A 17,029-nucleotide genomic window follows, 5' to 3' on the forward strand; every position below is an offset into this window, starting at 1 on the left:
GCATTATTAATGGGAACAGGTGCCTTGCGTCGTGCACTGCGCCCAATCGCAGCCGGTATCATGTTGAGCGCTGGTACTCTTGTTATTAACACGACGCTGGCAGGACAGGCATTTGCCGGTGAGTATTCGGTAAGTTTCCAGAACGCCAAGGTGGATGAATTCGTCAACACCGTCAGTGCCAATCTGAATAAAACCATTATTATCGACCCTTCCGTACAGGGAACGATCACAGTCCGCTCTTACGAAACACTCAACGAAGAACAGTACTACCAGTTTTTCCTGAGCGTGTTGGAAGTGCATGGTTTTGCCGTGGTCGAACAGCCCAGCGGCATTCTGAAAGTGGTTCGGGACAAAGAAGCCAAAACCTCTGCCATTCGAGTGATCGATTCCAGCGAACCCGGTGCAGGCGATGAAATGATCAGCTGGGTGATGCCGGTCAAAAACGTTCCTGTACGTGAACTGTCGCCCATTCTGCGCCAGCTAAACGACACTGCCGGTAACGTGGTTCACTACGACCCGTCCAACATCCTGCTGATGACCGGTCGCGCGGCAAACATTGAACGACTGGTAGATATTGTCACCCGCATTGATAACGCGGGCGGCAAAACCGTTGAAATCATCAACCTGAAACACGGTTCTGCCAATGAGATGTCACGCATTCTCCGTGCCCTGAACACCGAGTCCGGCAGCAAGAGCAACGTTTCAGGCAACCCGGCCATTGTTGCCGATGAAGTAGGCAATCGCCTGATCATTTCCGGTGAAACCTCACAGGTTATCCGGGTAAAGAATCTGGTATCCCGTCTGGATGCCGAGCAGGAAACCACCGGTAACACCCGCGTATTTTACCTGCGCTACGCCGTTGCCGAAGACCTGAAAGAAGTGCTCGAAGGCGTTGGTCAAACGGTGATTGCCGAACAGACCGGTTCCCAGAACACCACAACGGCTGGCACCAACTTCAGCATCAACGTTCATGAACAGACCAACGCTCTGGTCGTCACTGCACAACCAGACATGATGGGCGTACTGGAAAGCGTTATCCAGCAGCTGGATATCCGTCGTGCCCAGGTACTGGTGGAAGCCATTATTGTTGAAGTGGCTGATGGCGATGGCATCAACCTGTCTATGCAGCTCGGTAGCGAAAAAGGCGGTCTGATGCAGTTTCAGAACGGTCAGACTGTGCCTATTGGGCAGATTATGTATGGCATGAAACAAGCTGAAGGTGAGAAAGGCTCAACCATTATCTACGAAGACGGTCGAGAAGTTGTTAATCCTGACAAACCCGGCGACTGGTCCGTTCTGGCACAAGCCCTGTCCGGCGTTTCCGGTGCAGCGTTTACGGCTACTGCCGGTGACTGGACAGCCCTGCTACAAGCCGTCAGCAGCACCACCGAGTCCAACGTATTGGCGACACCCAGCCTCATGACGCTGGATAACGAAGAAGCGTCGTTTATTGTCGGTGATGAAGTGCCCACTCTGACCGGTGCCACCTCCAGCGCCAACAACGATAATCCATTCCAGACCATTGAGCGCCGCGAAGTCGGTATCAAGCTCAGCATCAAACCACAGGTCAACGAAGGTGACGCCGTTAAGCTGGACATCGAACAGGAAGTGTCGAACATCAATGGCACAACACCCGTTGATATCACCTTTGCGACTCGTCAGGTAAAAACCTCGGTTATGGTCGGCAGTGGTGACACCGTTGTTATTGGCGGTCTGATTGATGAACAGGTACAGGAAAGCGAATCCAAGGTGCCTTTGCTGGGCGATATTCCTTTCATTGGTCGTCTGTTCCGGTCTACCTCCAACACCGTCAGCAAGCGTAACCTGATGGTCTTCATTCGCCCGACCATTATCCGCGATGACCATACCCTGACTGAAATCAGCGGCAGAAAATACGGTTACATGCGTGCTCGCCAGCTTGACCGGGCACAACATGGTGTCGATCTGATGCCCAATGCCCGCATTCCGGTACTGTCCGAAGATATGTCCCCACAGGACATTCTGAAAGAAACCCGCCGCCAGATGGATGAAGACAATGTCATCAGACAAATGCGCCGACTGGAAGAAGCACGCCAGCTGATCGAACAGGCAGAAGCGGAACAACTTGAGAAAGGCGAAGGTGATGACGCAGAGTCCAACGGCTGAAGCCTTTGAAGAACAGGATGGTGCGGCAGAGCAAATCACTCTGCCCTTCCACTTCGCCCAGAAGTTTGGCGTACTGCTGGAAAACACCGAAGCGGGTGACTATCACCTGCTGTATCACGGTATGCCTGAGCGTCATGCATTAAGCGAAGTTCGTCGTTTAACGGCCAGGCCGTTCACTATTGAAAAGCTGGAAGACGCCGATTTCGATGCACGTCTCGCTGCTTTTTACCAGCAGGATTCCTCCGCAGCCCGCCAGCTGATGCAGGACATTGGTAATGATGAAGGTTTGCAGTCACTGGCAGAAGAACTGCCCGACAACGAAGACCTGCTGGAAGCCGACGACGGTGCACCCATTATCCGAATGATCAACGCCATGCTGGGTGAGGCCATCAAGGATGGCGCGTCGGATATCCATATCGAAACCTTTGAGAACATGCTGGTGATCCGTTTCCGGATCGACGGTGTGTTGCGCGAAATTCTGCGCCCTCAGCGCAAACTGGCCGCACTGCTCGTTTCCCGTATCAAGGTAATGGCAAAACTGGACATTGCTGAAAAGCGTGTCCCGCAGGATGGTCGTATCTCCCTGCGTCTGGGTGGTCGAGCCATTGACGTACGTGTGTCCACCCTGCCCTCGCGACACGGTGAGCGTATCGTACTGCGTCTGCTCGATCGCAGCAGTGTACAGCTGGATATGACCAGTCTGGGCATGACCGAATCCATTCGTGATCATGTCAGCGAATTGTTGCTGAAACCCCACGGCATTCTTCTGGTCACAGGCCCTACCGGTTCCGGTAAGAGTACGACACTGTACGCCGGCCTCAGCTCAATCAATAACATTGAGCGTAACATTCTCACCGTAGAAGACCCGGTGGAATTCGATATAGAAGGCGTTGGTCAGACACAGGTCAACCCGAAAGTGGACATGACCTTTGCCCGCGGCCTGCGTGCCATTCTGCGTCAGGACCCTGACGTGGTGATGGTGGGTGAGATTCGTGACCTTGAAACCGCCGAGATCAGCATTCAGGCGTCCCTGACCGGCCACCTGGTACTGAGTACCCTGCACACCAACACCGCCATTGGTGCGGTTACCCGAATGCGGGACATGGGCATTGAACCCTTCCTGCTGTCGTCCAGTTTGCTGGGCGTTCTGGCACAGCGATTGGTACGAACCCTGTGTCCGGATTGCCGCCAGCCTCGCGAAGCCTCTGCCAGCGAACGCGCCATGATGAAACTGGCTGACAACACGCCAGCCACCGTCTGGGACGCTAAAGGTTGTGATGAATGCAACCAGTTGGGCTATCGGGGACGAACCGGCATTCACGAACTGTTTCTGGTGGACGACACCGTTCGCAATCTGATCCATGACGGTGCCGGTGAACAGGCCATTGAAGCAGAAATCCGCAAGCATACTCCGAGCATTCAACAGGATGGTTTCAGCAAAGTGCTGAAAGGTATTACCTCCATGGAAGAAGTGCTCAGGGTGACCAGAGAGGAGTAAGTCATGGCTGTTTTTGCTTATGAGGCTCTGGACGCCAAAGGCCGTAAGAAAAAAGGCGTACTGGAAGCAGACTCGCCCAGACAGTTACGCCAACAGCTACGCTCGGACGGTCTGGCACCGGTTTCTATTGAGCCTGCCACCGAAAAAACCAGCACCGAGCGTCGTTCATTCTCGATCAATCTGTTTGAGAAAAATGCGACACCGGCAGAAGTCGCCTTGCTGACCCGTCAGCTGGCGACACTGGTGGCTGCTGCCATTCCACTGGAAGAGTGTTTGCAGGCACTGGCAAAACAGCTGCAGAAAAGCCACCTGAAAGCCATGATCACGGCGATCCGCTCAAGGGTGCTGGAAGGTCAGACACTGGCAGACAGCCTTGCCAGCTACCCCAAAGCCTTTGATCGCCTATACCGCTCCATGGTGGCAGCCGGTGAAAAATCCGGACATCTGGATGTGGTGCTGGAACGTCTGGCTGACTACAGCGAACAGCAGCAGCAAATCAAAGGCAAACTGATTCAGGCGATGATCTATCCGGTCATTCTGACCATCGTTGCCATCGGTGTTGTGGCTGCTCTGCTGGCAACGGTGGTTCCTACCGTGGTTGACCAGTTTGCCCATATGGGTCAGGAGCTGCCGGACATGACACTGGCGCTGATCGCCATGAGTGACTTTGTGCGCGACTACGGTATGCATCTGCTGATCACCACTCTGGTATTGCTGGTTATACGACAAAGACTGCTCACCAAACCAAAACTACGACTGAAGCACGACAAATGGTTCCTGAAAGTACCTGTGGCTGGTGATGTTTCAGCCGGTGTTGATACGGCGCGTTTTGCCCGAACCCTCAGCATTCTGACCAGCAGTTCAGTGCCTTTGCTGGACGGTATGAAAGTCGCCAGCGATGTACTGATTAATGCCCATATCCGTCAGGCTTTAAAAGAAGCGTCCGAACGGGTGCGCGAAGGCGCCAGCCTTTGGACAGCACTGGATAAGACACAATTGTTCCCGCCCATGATGCTGCATATCATCGCCAGTGGTGAGAAATCCGGTGAACTGGAACAGATGCTGGTACGTGCTGCCGATGCCCAGGACAGACAGTTTGAGTCTCAGGTGAATATTGCCCTGGGGATTTTTGCCCCGCTCCTGATTCTTCTCATGGCAGGCATGGTGCTGTTTATTGTGATGGCGATTCTGACACCAATGCTGGATCTTAACTCGCTTGTCAGTGGTTAAAACAAGTGGCTCTTAGCGTCTTATGTGGCTCTTAGCATCTTATTAAAGTGGATTAAGGAAAAGAGATATGCGTTCAAAATTCCAACGACCAAGACCGGTCAATAAAAAACAGTCCGGCTTTACCCTGCTGGAAATCATGGTGGTTATCGTGATTCTGGGTGTACTGGCAAGCCTTGTTGCTCCCAACGTGATTGGTAACAAGGAAAAGGCGGATATGCAGAAGGCCGTGAGCGACATCGTTGCGCTGGAAAACGCCCTGGATATGTACCGTCTGGACAACAACCACTACCCGACCACCCAGCAGGGACTGGAATCTCTGATTTCCAAGCCTACCGGTTCACCAGAACCTGCCGGCTACCGTGCCAATGGCTACATCCGTCGTCTGCCTAAAGATCCATGGGGTAACGACTACTTCCTGCAAAATCCGGGTCAGTATGGCGAGATCGACATTTTCTCTGCCGGCCCTGATGGTCAGCCTGGTACCGATTCCGACATTGGTAACTGGGATCTGCCTTCCTGATACGGCTATTTAAACAACGATTCAGATAAAGATGAGACACCACCACAAAGGCTTCACACTGCTGGAAATTATGCTGGTTCTGCTGTTGCTGGGACTGGCAACCTCTGTGGTGGTGCCCAATATCACGTTCAGTAACGGCAGTGCCGAACTGCAACGGGCCGCAGAGCGCTTTGCCGCTCTGGTTGAAACCGCTCATGAAGAAGCCATTCTCAGTGGCCGTGATCTGGGTGTTGTAATAAACGACAACGACTATGAGTTTGTGCAGTTTGGCGAAGAAGGCTGGGAATCCATTACTCAGGACCGCCTGCTGCGTCCGGCCACTCTTGAAGAAAATTTCCGCATGCGGTTTACCCCCGGAGAAACCGTGTGGCATACCTCGCTGCAACAACAGCAACAGGACACCCTGCTGGAAGACTGGTTTACCAAGCCTGAAGACATGAAAGAGCCTCATTTGTATATCTGGTCGTCAGGCGATATGACACCCGCCGAAATTGTTTTCAGCATTCAGCCTTCCGGTTCCGGCAACCGGTTATCCAATCGCCTGCCGTCGTTTACCCTTCAAATTGAAGAGACGGGCGACGTGAGTCTTGTTGAGGATAGCCAGTCGTGACGCATCGATCGAATCATCAAAAAGGCTTTACCCTGCTGGAAGTCATGCTGGCATTGTCAATTCTTGCCATTGTCGGTATCGGGGTGACCCGGACGGTGGGCGCCAATGTCAGCAATACGCTGTATATGCGACAAAAAACCATTGCCCGCTGGGTAGCGGATAACGAACTGACCACCATTCGTCTGGAACAACAATGGCCCAGGGAAAACTGGGAATCTTATTCAGTCGAAATGGCTAACACCGAGTGGCATATCCGCAAGCGCAGCATTAAAACCACCAGTGATGATTTCCGCATGGTTCAGGTGGAAGTGAGAGACAGAAAAGACGACAAAGTCTCGCCTCTGGAAACCTTGCAAACATACATGGTGCGCCAATGAAATGGTCTCAATGTAAACGACCCGGTCAGCACCAGAGAGGCTTTACCCTGCTGGAAATGCTGGTTGCCATCGCTATTTTCAGTTTGCTGACCCTCAGTGGTCGCCAGCTATTTATGAGTGTTATCGATGCCAAAGACGTCACCGGTTCCCAGCTGAACCGTCTGCGCGAAGTGGAATACACCATGCTGGTACTGGAACAGGACTTTCGCCAGCTGGTTGATCGTGGTGTACGAACCGATGGTCGTGTATCAACCCAGAGCCTGTTTTCCGATGGCAATATGCTTAGTACTGACGATCAGGCCATTGCCTTTGTGCGCAGCAACTGGCGCAACCCGGCACAACAGCTGCCACGTTCAGAATTACAACGGGTTTCCTACCGGTTGAAAAGCAACCGTCTGGAACGTATGCATCATCATGTACTCGATCCGTTACAAAACGCCGAACCGGTTAATCGTGAACTGCTGGACGGTGTAAACAGTCTGAAGTTCCGCTTTTTCTACAACAATGACTGGCAAAACACATTACAAGACAACGGACAATTACCCGAAGGCCTGCTGATTGAAATGGATCTGCAGGATCTGGGCATCATTGAACGTCGTTTCCTGCTGCCTGATGAGTGGGAGAAAGCCTGATGAATGCATCCCCCTATATCAGACCACACAGAGTCAGACCGCGCAGACAGCAGGGCATTGCCCTGTTAAGCATCATGCTGATTCTCACGTTGATGACATTGATTGTGGCGGAAGTGACGTTTGCCTATCGCAATCAGCTGCGTAGAACCACTGGCCGTCATCAGCTGGAACAGGCCCGGTGGTACGCTCTGTCGGCAGAAGAGCTGGCAGTGCGGGTTTTGAAACAGAGCTTTGACGACGATGACGGTGTCATACACCTTGGTCAGTACTGGGCTACCGAAGGCATGGTATTTCCGGTTGAAGACGGCACTATTGCCGGTGAAATCCTCGATGCGCAGGGCTGCTTTAACCTTAATGCAATGAACGTTTCCGACAATACGGATGGTTCAACCCCACTGGAAGTGGATATTTTTGCCTACCTGCTGGAAGAACTGGAAATCAGTGCCAGCGAAGCCATGAGCATCAGCTGGGCGACACGGGACTGGGTGTATAACGGTGAAGATTATACCCAGTACGGCGACGACCATTACATGTCCCGTCCTGTTCCTCACCTTGCCGGTCAGACCGCCATGCGGGATATTAGTGAATGGCGGGCTGTTGCAGGCGTTTCCCAGGGGATTGCCCTGCGGGTGATGCCTTATCTCTGTGCAACACCTTCAAACCGGTTGCAGGTGAATGTAAACACCATTCCGGCGGATCAGCCTGAATTGCTGTCGGCACTGTATGAAGGCGACCTTCCCATTGATCAGGCTCGCCGGGCACTGGAACAGCGCCCCGCCAACGGCTGGGATACCGTCGATGAATTTCTGAACAGCTCCCTGCTGGCGAATTACAACGCCAGCAACATGCGGTCTTTGGTGACCGTGAACAGCTCTTATTTTGAATTACGTGCCAACAGCGAATTTGCCGGAACACGTACAGGCTTAAACAGTTTGCTAAGACGCAACGACGACAACCAATTATCGGTTGTGCGTCGTAAATTTGGTGCCTTTTTATGACAAGTGACCCTTTGAACAGTCATACGATAAAACAACCGTCAACCGGCAGCACCGCCAAAAACCTGCTGGTGATCCGTTTGCCACTGCAAGCGGATGGCGTGGTTTACTGGTCAACGGACAGTGACTACGGCACCACCTCTGTAGCAGAACTGGGTGAACTGCAAACGCTGACCAGCAACCATCGTTGCAAGGTACTGGTACCCGGTGAAGCCGTTGGCCTGCATGTGCTGGAACATGCCGGTAAACTAAACCGAACCGTACTGCAAACCCTGCCCTGGCGTCTGGAAGATGATCTGGCGGGCGAAGTGGAAGACCTGCACTTTGCCCTGCTGAACCATAGCAATGGCAAGGTGTATATGGCGGTTGTCGCCCGGTCGGCTATGGATGAGTGGCAGTCATGGCTGACGGAAGCAGGCATTAACAGTCGTCAATGGCTACCGGATACGCTGGCTTTGCCCATTGCCGACGATGAATGCACCATTTTGCAATTAAACGACCAATACCTTGTACGTACCGGAGAATGGCAGGCCAGTGTGTGCGACCCGTCATGGTTGCCGCTTTATCTGGAAAGCCTGCACAACGAATCCGATGACCTGCAAGTTCGTGCGCTCAGTCCCATGCCTGAAAGTACCGACCTGCAGCCTGGCACTCAACCAGATGGCTCTCAACCAAGTGCCCCTCAACCAGAAGGCAATGCTTTACAAGCTCTGCTGGAGCCCACTGCCCGAAGTTCCCTGAACCTGCTGCAGGGTGATTATCAGCCAGAATCCATGGTGATTCGCCATCTGAAACCATGGCGTACTGCTGCCGCCCTGATGCTGACCACCTGCGCCCTGATGCTGGGTGTCAACATGGTCAGCACTGCCAAGCTGGAACGTCAGGCCGATGCCCTGCGAGCCGAAGCCTACGGCATTTACAATGATCTGTTCCCCGGTGAGCGGGTGATTCGTCTGGAGTTTTCCCTGAACCAGAAACTCAGCGCCTTGAGACAACCTGGCGAACAGGAAAAACAGGGGCTGCCAGCCCTGCTGAATGAGCTGTCACCGACGTTTAAATCCGAACCTTCGCTCAAGCCTGTGCAACTGGACTACGACCACAGTCGTCAGGAGCTGCGCATGAGCGCCGAGTCGAATGCCTTCAACACCTTTAGCCGCTTTCGTGAAAACGCACCTGATTCCGTTTCTGTAACGGTTCAAACCGTTGAGCAACAGGAAGACGTTGTGACCGGCGCGCTGGTCATCAGGAGCACTGAACGATGAGTCAACGAGCCATGAGTCAACTGAACCAACTGCAACAGCAGGCAAAAGAGTACTGGCATGGTATTTCAGCCCGTGAACGACAACTGATTGCCATTGCTGCGCCCCTGCTACTGGTATGGATCGTGTGGATGGGCGTTGTCCAGCCAGTACTGGACAAACACGAGCAGGCACAACAGGAAGTCATGAACAACCAGCAGATGCTGAACCGGGTAAAAAGCACTGCGACTGAAATCCTTCGGCTACAGGCGAAAGGGGCAGTGATTACCGAGCGTCCGGACGTACCACTGGATCAGTTAATCAACCGCAGTGCCAGCGATCATGGTTTGCGTGTCACAGGGGTTCGTACCCAGCAGAACCGTTTGCAGGTCAGTCTGGCCAATGCCTCGTTTGAACAACTGATGGGCTGGCTGGTTGAACTGGAACAAGGCAGCAGCGCGGTGATTGAACAACTGCGAATTGAACAGACCCGTACTCCGGGCATTGTCAGCATTGAACGTCTGGAGTTAAGCGAAGGATGAAGATTAAGAAAATTCCGGGATTAACCTTCACAGGTTTACTGGCCTGGGCATTTTTCCTGCTGGTAAATCTGCCTGCGGCCTTTGTTTATCAGATGGCTCCGGTGCCACGTAATGTCAGTGCCAGCAATATCACGGGGACTGTCTGGTCCGGGCAGGTGGGTGAAGTGACGTTCAACAACATCACCCTGACTTCGGTGAACTGGGACATCAAACCTTCTGCTTTGCTCGGGCGGGCGCTGGAAGCCGACATTACCGTGGGCGACCTGCAATCACCGGTATCCGCAGAAACAACGGTGCGGGCAACCCTGTCGGACGTCAGTCTGAAAGACACCACGCTGGATGTGACCGCCCAATGGTTGCAGTCGCAGTTCCCGATGCCTGACTTTGTGATTGTGGACGTGCTGGGCAACATTAATCTGGATGTTCAGACCCTGCACGTTAACCGACAGGGTTGTCAGGCGCTGGATGGTCTTGTGGCGCTGGAGCGCAGCAGCCTCAACAGTCCGTTTGGCGATATTCGTCTGGGTGAAGCCGGTGCGCGCCTGAACTGTGAAGCCGGAACACTGACGGCTTTGGTGAACCAGTCTTCCAGCGACATCAGCACCGAAGGCGAGTTTACCCTGCGCCCGAACATGAGTTTCAATCTGGCCGCCACCCTGACGCCGGGCGAGGATATGCCCGGTCAACTAAGGCAGGGACTGGACTTTTTAGGCCAGCCCGAAGGTGACGACGCTTACTCTCTCAGCTTTTCTGGCCGACTGTGATTGCGGTTCGCACCAGTCTGCTCTATAAATAAGGGACTGGGGGCGATTCGGATTCGACGACGGTATCAAACCCTGAGGTGCATGCCGAGGACGTAGTGGTTCTCGTTAATCAAAACACTACAAACCTTCTAGTTGCCAATGAAAGCGACTACGAAGCTGTAGCTTTTGCTGCTTAATCGTAACTAAACACTACGAAGCTTCCAGTCTGTCCGGTTCGTTCGCTGGCCGGTTTTTCAGACTGTCATCGTAAGCGGACTCGCCACGTTCAGCAGTCTTCTGGCTAACGGGCTAAAACTTGTGAAGATCGCTTTGTAGAACCCCGACCACTGGGTCGTTACAGAGTTAAATTTAAAGGTGGATCTAAGCATGTAGAGCCAAAGGCTGCGAATCGGCGGACGCGGGTTCAAATCCCGCCGCCTCCACCACACTTGAACGAAGAGGGTTGAAGAGATTCAGCCCTCTTTTTTTATGGTTTTACGATGACGATTTTATATCGGCACGAAGAACCTGAACTCTGTCGTACAAAACATGAAAGAATTTGACGATCTGGTTGATGAACTCAACCTCTCTTTTAGAACCGCGCCTGTACCCGACGGCTCCTTTGAAATTGAAGTCGATGGTCAGGCATTGGACATTAGCTGGGGCTGGAACGATATAAACGTGCACGAGCTGGAAAAAGCCGACCCTCGTTGCATCTGGACAGTGCTTGACTGTGACGGCAAGCTTTTTGTAGCCAACGGAATGCACTATGTTAACCGGCTGTATTATCTGGTTAGCAATGAAGCATTCAGAGGTGAGATGGACACTTTTATTTTCTGATATTTTGGTCATGGCTGTATGTATGATAGAAGCGTTTCTTTGGAAGATATAATGCTCTCAATTAGGCTAGATGAATTTGTACTCATTATTAAATGCGATCTTGCCCTCTCTTTCCGAAGCTCTAGGGTGTAGCGCTTAGAGTTACATAGCTCTCTCTGAGAAGCATCAGAATAGTCAACCCACAGTAAGAAGCAGTTCTCTCCTACATCACAAACAAAGCAAGGGCAAACATCATTTTTGTAGCTCGAATCACTGAAGTGAGAAGGGAGTTTAATACCCAACTCAAATCTACTACCAAATAGTCTCTTATAGAGCTTAGATGAGTCTGACAACCTTGAAACCACCGTAAACTATGATGTTTGGACAACTGAAACTAGTAGTGGATAAGCAATTGGTCAAATAAAAGCAAAAGCAACCAAAAAATAGCGATACAGTAAAAATACGACAACATTACATGATTCTTTTTGGTACTATGATACATTTAAAAACATTCAGGGTCTCATAATGTCAGTTTCAGAAGAGCTTAAAGCGGAACAAAAAGCTTATCCAGAAAATCAAAGGGTTTTTAAGGTACCTGCCGGCGCATATACATCAACCCTACTCCAGCACATTAATAGACAGATTTCTGACAGGCTCGAATACTACTCACAAAAAGACCAATTCGAGGGTATCATCCAGCTAACACAGTCAATTTCTAGTCTCGTAGAACCTGAGTGTGAAGGCTTAAGCCTACCTTTGCGAAGAGTACTTTTCTCAAAGGACAATCATGTTCACCTGCCTTTAAGTGATGATTTTTCTTTAATATCTCCATCGCTGATTACTAATAGCAAGACAGCAAAAACCAATTTCTTTAAGAATCTAAAATTTGAGCTGCAAACTGCTGATCAGTTTAATTTCATGGTTAGTTTTATTCGAAAATCAGGACTTCAGCTACTACTAAACCCTTTGCAATCATTTTTAAGCCGAGGAAAAAAAGGACGAATCCTTACTTCGGTTTATATGAATATAACTCAACCAGAAGCCCTAAGAAAACTGCTAGATCAAAGCAATATTGAAACAAGAGTTTATTGTACTCAGCATGAATCCTTTCATACTAAAGCTTATTTATTTCAAAGAGAATATAGTAGAAATAACAGTGCATTAATTGGTTCATCCAACATCTCCAAATCAGCACTTATAAATGGTGAAGAATGGAATGTTAAAATACCGCGTTCTAACACCGCAGAAATTTATGATCAAGCCTATACGCGATTTGAAAAGCTATGGAACTCAGAAAATTCGATACCATTAACAGAAAGTTTTATTGATGAATATGAAGCTTTTTATGAAGATAACTCAAAAAAAGAGTTTACAAATGGTAAAACTTTCGACTTCTTAAAGAAAAGCCACTTAAATAGCCATTCTATTAGTAAACACACTATTTCTCCTAACGCTATGCAGAAAGAAGCCTTAGAGAACCTAGTTGCTATCAGAAAAAAAGGGGAGCAAAGAGCTGTAGCCATTGCTGCAACGGGAACAGGTAAAACTTATTTAGCAGCATTTGATGCCTATCAGTTCAAGGCTAGTCGTGTTCTTTTTTTGGCTCATCGTGATGAATTGCTTGAAAGTGCTATAAAAACTTTCTCAGAAGTTTTTCAGAATGATCAACTTTGTGGAAAGCTTACAGGTAAAACTAAAGAGTTTGATCGACCATTTTTATTTAGCACTATTCAAACATTATCAAAAGACAACAATTTAAGTAAGTTTGACTTAGAAGCTTTTGACTATATCGTAGTTGATGAATTTCATCATGCACAAGCTTCCACTTATTTAAAAGTTATCAACTACTTTTCACCTAAATTTTTATTTGGTATGACTGCCACACCTGAACGCATGGATGGCAGGGATGTTCTCAAATTATGTAACTACAATATTGTTTGTGATATCCGGCTGCGAGATGCATTATCGATGGATCTCCTAGCACCATTTCATTATTTTGGAGTCGCGGATGAAACTGTTGACTATGATGAAATTGAGCAAAACAATGGCTTATATGTAGAGAAAAAGCTAGTAGAACAGCTAAATACAAATGAGCGTGCAGACTATATTATCAAGCAGATTAAAAAATACACTTTCCAAAAAGAAAAGCTTTGTGCGCTAGGCTTTTGCGTGAATCGTGACCATGCTAATTTTATGTCACAGAGCTTCAATGACAAAGGTATAACCAGTACTGTACTGACAGGCTTATCTTCGCCACAAGAACGACAAGATCAAATAAAACACTTACAGGACGCTGAACATCCATTAGAGATCATCTTCACTGTCGATATTTTCAACGAGGGTATCGACATACCTCAAGTAAATTTACTTCTCTTTTTGAGACCAACGGAATCTTCAACTATTTTCATTCAACAACTTGGTCGCGGATTAAGAAAAGTTAGAGGAAAAGAGTATGTAACAGTTCTGGATTTTATCGGAAATCATCAGAATTCATTTATGGTACCTTTAGCTTTATCTGGAGAAACCGGCAGACGGGATTTTGATAAAGATTACTTAAAAAGATCTATTCGCAGTGAGTTCTCTGACTTACCTGCAGGTTGTTATGTAGAGCTGGATGAAATAGCAAAAGAAAAAATAATAGCCAAACTCGATTCTATTCGATTAGATAAAGTTGACTATTTAAAGCGCCTCTATCAGCAATTTAAGCAAGACTTAGGCTCTTCACCTGAAATATTAGATTTCTATACATCTGAATATGCGCCTAATCCATACTTCTTTTTTTCAAAGTTTGGTTCTTTATACCAAACAAAGAATAGGTGTGGTGATTTAGAAAGCAACCCAATAGAGTTGGTGAACAACATTTATCTTCAAGAAATAGCCGAACGCTTAGAATCTGTACTACCTCTGAAGTGGCCTTATGAATTTGCAATAATTTCTGTTATTCTTGACCAAAAAAACGCTTCGATCAGTATATCTGATGTTATAAAAAAGCTTGAAACGCTATTCAATATTAACTTTGAACCTAAACAACACAAGGCATTAATCTTTTCTGCAATGAAAGAGCTTTCGCTAGGCTATAAAAGAATGACATGGAGCTTTGGTAAGTTAGAAAGTGACGCATTCAAAATAAACACTGACTTTATAGAGCTAATTAAGTCTTCTGATTTTGCGAAAAAATATATTCAAGATCGCATTGACTACGGCATAAAGTTATTCAGAAGACAGTACAAGCCTGATATTTTCCTAACAAAAGGACAACGCTTCGCCTTGTATCAAAACTATACAAGAAATGACATTCAATTTCTTTCTGAAGATACCGCCCAAAAAGGCAGCTGGCGTGAAGGCGTAAAACGCGTAGGTCAAGACTACTTCCTCTTCATTAATCTCAATAAAGAGGAAGAGGTTGACGAACATTTGAAATACAAAGATTTCTTTATGAATCCAAGTACGTTTCATTGGCAAAGTCAGAACCAAACTTCACATACATCCAATGTTGGTCAGCATTATATCAACCATAAAAAAGCCAGTTATCGTATACATCTATTCGTTCGCAAAGCCGCAAAACAGTATAATATTACCCTGCCATTTATGTACTTAGGTCAAGCAGACTATGTCTCAAGTAGCGGCGACCAACCAATGAGTGTTATATGGAAACTGCATAATACAGTTCCTCTTGAGCTCTATGAAGACCTAACAGAGTAAGTGCGTTTCCTGGTGTTTAGCCCGTATATGCTGGGCTAAACACCTGCATTTATGCAGTTTCAGTGCGTTCGGCGCTTAAAATCTCAACAGCAGGAATGTCAGCAGGCGCCCAGATCAAGCTTTTTAGACTGACTCTTGGAATCCAAACCAGAGCAGCATGCTCAGCTGCATCTGGTTCACCCCTGACAATTTTTGCTAGATAAGTTCTTAGGTTAACTATGATGTTGCCATAATCATAAGTCGTATCTTCAACCATCTGAGCGACTTCAATATCACAGCCTAACTCTTCATGGATTTCACGGCATAAAGTTTCTTCAGGCTTCTCACCATCCTCAATTTTACCACCTGGAAATTCCCATAAGTTTGGCAAGCTCATGGCATTAGATCGTAAAGCACACAATATTTCACCGTGTTCATTTTCGATAACTGCGCCTACGACTTGGACCGTTTTTTTCACTGACCTAGTACCCCTAAGAATAAATTTTGATAAAGCAGCGGTATATCAAAAAAATGCTCTCCTGACCATGCTTACATCAGTAAGCCTGCACCTCAAACTTAAGAATCACCCTCACTATCCAGTGTTTTGCTCATGGTCACACAGTACCGAAACCGACTCGCTACAGGATGTAGTGATAACGTCACCATTTCTGCCCACATTGTCTGCTAACCTAATGACACACAAATAAACACAAAGGTACGCAGCATGAGCCTTGAAGCACGAGTAACCAAGCTCGAACGCAAGGTCGAGCAACTTGATCATGCGTTCCATGAGAACAACAAGACCCTTGAAGCAACTCATGGTGTTGTATCCCTGATCTTGAATGAGCAGCGTGAAAAATTCCGAAAACTGGAAGAGGATATCCAGACTACACGGAATGCAAACAACAAGCGCTTCAACAAAATCGAAGAACTGCTGATCCAGATAGTCAACCATCTTGCCAGCAAGTAAACCGCTGCCTGGTGGTTTTCGATTCACCGATTTTGCGCTGTTCAGCTCTTGTCAGCCAGCTTTCAATAGGTCTGCACCCCAAACTTCAACAACATCCTCGGCAATACATCATCCAGATTTTTCACATCTTCATCTTTCAACTGAATCAGCGAAAACCCATATTTGTCATAAATTTTCAGCTTGTCTTCCTTCCGCTTCTGGTATTTTTCATCATTCTCATAGCCCCAGTACTCGATGTAGACCTTTCCTGTGGGAATGTAGAAATCGCAGTACACATCTTCTTCAATGGGGAGTTTTCGCTCATAGGCATGGACGATCTCGGCCATGTAGAGCCAGTTATCAATCAGCATTTCGGCTTTTGATTTGACCATATGGCCGTCGGCTGTGCGTAGCTTGGCAGGGAATTTCTCCCGAAAGCTTTCAATCTCGTCGTTCTTTTCTGTACTGAGCCCGATGGCGTGCGACAAGTCACCCTTAATTTCTTTCAGCGAAAGTGAGAAGGCTTTGTTGTCCAGAATCTGTTCCGGCCAGCAGACATAGGGAATACCAGAACGATAGTCTTCTTTTTGGAGCCCGCCCATGGTTTTTCCCTGTTCGGTGATATTCCAGCCTTTCAGGGCTTTCTTTATCCAGCCCAGCTCTGAAAACAGGGCATTCATTGTCTGCCCTGACAGCTCTACCTTTTTACCCAGCTGACGGCAGCTGCGAACCGCATTTACGTCTGTGCCCGTTTTAGCTTCATCGAAACTGGCAATCAATTCTGGCCAGACAATGTATTCCCCGTATTCAGGGTGGCTGGTGTATTCGCCTCCTTTTATTTTGCCTTTCTCTGTTAACTGCCAGCTGTCGTCTTGTCGATAAATCCAACCAGCGCCTTCCATTTTACCAAGCAACTCTTTTCTTGATAATGCCATGGTTTTTGCCAATGCAGTGGCAGAGAGTTTTTTATTTTTGTTTTTCATCGTATCGTTCATAGCTACCTGATTGCTTTTTCCAGCTTATCTTATTATTAATATTGATTCACAAATA

At 48.3% G+C, this 17,029-nt stretch carries 16 protein-coding genes and 1 other RNA gene; 15 read left to right on the forward strand and 2 right to left on the reverse strand.

What is annotated here, in order from left to right; genetic code table 11:
• Positions 1-9: 9 nt before the first annotated feature.
• The 14 genes from gspD (at position 10) to EZMO1_RS22205 (ending at position 15,051) form a co-directional block, all read left to right on the forward strand.
• Entirely contained in the window at positions 10-2,145 is a 2,136-nt protein-coding gene (gene gspD / locus EZMO1_RS22140) for a type II secretion system secretin GspD (RefSeq protein WP_082212316.1), read from the forward strand.
• The gene (gene gspE / locus EZMO1_RS22145; RefSeq protein ID WP_051790501.1) at positions 2,123-3,643 is read left to right on the forward strand and encodes a type II secretion system ATPase GspE; all 1,521 of its coding nucleotides are present in this window, start codon (positions 2,123-2,125) and stop codon (positions 3,641-3,643) included. The genes gspD and gspE overlap by 23 nt, the downstream gene beginning before the upstream one ends.
• A gap of 3 nt (positions 3,644-3,646) precedes the next feature.
• Complete coding sequence (gene gspF, locus EZMO1_RS22150) at positions 3,647-4,873, forward strand: type II secretion system inner membrane protein GspF (protein ID WP_034878436.1); 1,227 nt, start codon at positions 3,647-3,649, stop codon at positions 4,871-4,873.
• A gap of 67 nt (positions 4,874-4,940) precedes the next feature.
• Positions 4,941-5,393: a type II secretion system major pseudopilin GspG gene (gspG, locus tag EZMO1_RS22155; RefSeq protein WP_051790503.1), complete on the forward strand. Its 453-nt coding sequence runs from the start codon at positions 4,941-4,943 to the stop codon at positions 5,391-5,393.
• A 31-nt stretch (positions 5,394-5,424) separates the two neighbouring features.
• Positions 5,425-6,003, forward strand: coding sequence for a type II secretion system minor pseudopilin GspH (gene gspH / locus EZMO1_RS22160; RefSeq protein WP_051790504.1), 579 nt, complete (start codon positions 5,425-5,427; stop codon positions 6,001-6,003).
• On the forward strand, positions 6,000-6,380 hold the full coding sequence (gene gspI / locus EZMO1_RS22165; RefSeq protein WP_034878438.1) for a type II secretion system minor pseudopilin GspI: 381 nt from the start codon (positions 6,000-6,002) through the stop codon (positions 6,378-6,380). The genes gspH and gspI overlap by 4 nt, the downstream gene beginning before the upstream one ends.
• Positions 6,377-7,012, forward strand: coding sequence for a type II secretion system minor pseudopilin GspJ (gene gspJ, locus EZMO1_RS22170; RefSeq protein ID WP_034878440.1), 636 nt, complete (start codon positions 6,377-6,379; stop codon positions 7,010-7,012). The genes gspI and gspJ overlap by 4 nt, the downstream gene beginning before the upstream one ends.
• Entirely contained in the window at positions 7,012-8,010 is a 999-nt protein-coding gene (gene gspK, locus EZMO1_RS22175; RefSeq protein WP_145912701.1) for a type II secretion system minor pseudopilin GspK, read from the forward strand. Before gspJ ends, gspK begins: the two co-directional genes overlap by 1 nt.
• Complete coding sequence (gene gspL / locus EZMO1_RS22180; RefSeq protein WP_034878442.1) at positions 8,007-9,269, forward strand: type II secretion system protein GspL; 1,263 nt, start codon at positions 8,007-8,009, stop codon at positions 9,267-9,269. Before gspK ends, gspL begins: the two co-directional genes overlap by 4 nt.
• Positions 9,266-9,787, forward strand: a complete 522-nt coding sequence (gene gspM / locus EZMO1_RS22185) for a type II secretion system protein GspM (protein ID WP_034878444.1) — start codon at positions 9,266-9,268, stop codon at positions 9,785-9,787. Before gspL ends, gspM begins: the two co-directional genes overlap by 4 nt.
• Positions 9,784-10,551, forward strand: a complete 768-nt coding sequence (locus EZMO1_RS22190; protein WP_034878446.1) for a type II secretion system protein N — start codon at positions 9,784-9,786, stop codon at positions 10,549-10,551. The genes gspM and EZMO1_RS22190 overlap by 4 nt, the downstream gene beginning before the upstream one ends.
• A gap of 38 nt (positions 10,552-10,589) precedes the next feature.
• Positions 10,590-10,976: a transfer-messenger RNA gene (gene ssrA, locus EZMO1_RS22195) on the forward strand.
• A 103-nt stretch (positions 10,977-11,079) separates the two neighbouring features.
• Positions 11,080-11,370: a hypothetical protein gene (locus EZMO1_RS22200; protein ID WP_034878448.1), complete on the forward strand. Its 291-nt coding sequence runs from the start codon at positions 11,080-11,082 to the stop codon at positions 11,368-11,370.
• A gap of 504 nt (positions 11,371-11,874) precedes the next feature.
• Positions 11,875-15,051 carry a DUF3427 domain-containing protein gene (locus EZMO1_RS22205; RefSeq protein ID WP_034878456.1) on the forward strand — a complete coding sequence of 1,059 codons (3,177 nt, stop codon included), beginning with the start codon at positions 11,875-11,877 and terminating at the stop codon, positions 15,049-15,051.
• 49 nt (positions 15,052-15,100) lie between these two features.
• Here EZMO1_RS22205 and EZMO1_RS22210 read toward each other — a convergent pair whose 3' ends face one another.
• Entirely contained in the window at positions 15,101-15,508 is a 408-nt protein-coding gene (locus tag EZMO1_RS22210; RefSeq protein WP_034878457.1) for a (deoxy)nucleoside triphosphate pyrophosphohydrolase, read from the reverse strand.
• 246 nt (positions 15,509-15,754) lie between these two features.
• On the opposite strand from EZMO1_RS22210, the gene EZMO1_RS22215 reads away from it, so the two are divergent.
• Positions 15,755-16,000 carry a hypothetical protein gene (locus EZMO1_RS22215; protein WP_034878459.1) on the forward strand — a complete coding sequence of 82 codons (246 nt, stop codon included), beginning with the start codon at positions 15,755-15,757 and terminating at the stop codon, positions 15,998-16,000.
• Between the two features lie 62 nt (positions 16,001-16,062).
• Here the strand turns inward: EZMO1_RS22215 and EZMO1_RS22220 are convergent, their stop codons facing one another.
• Positions 16,063-16,974, reverse strand: coding sequence for a hypothetical protein (locus EZMO1_RS22220; protein ID WP_201772221.1), 912 nt, complete (start codon positions 16,972-16,974; stop codon positions 16,063-16,065).
• Positions 16,975-17,029 lie beyond the last annotated feature (55 nt).

Origin of the sequence: Endozoicomonas montiporae CL-33, assembly GCF_001583435.1 — a bacterium.
Lineage (GTDB): Bacteria > Pseudomonadota > Gammaproteobacteria > Pseudomonadales > Endozoicomonadaceae > Endozoicomonas_A > Endozoicomonas_A montiporae.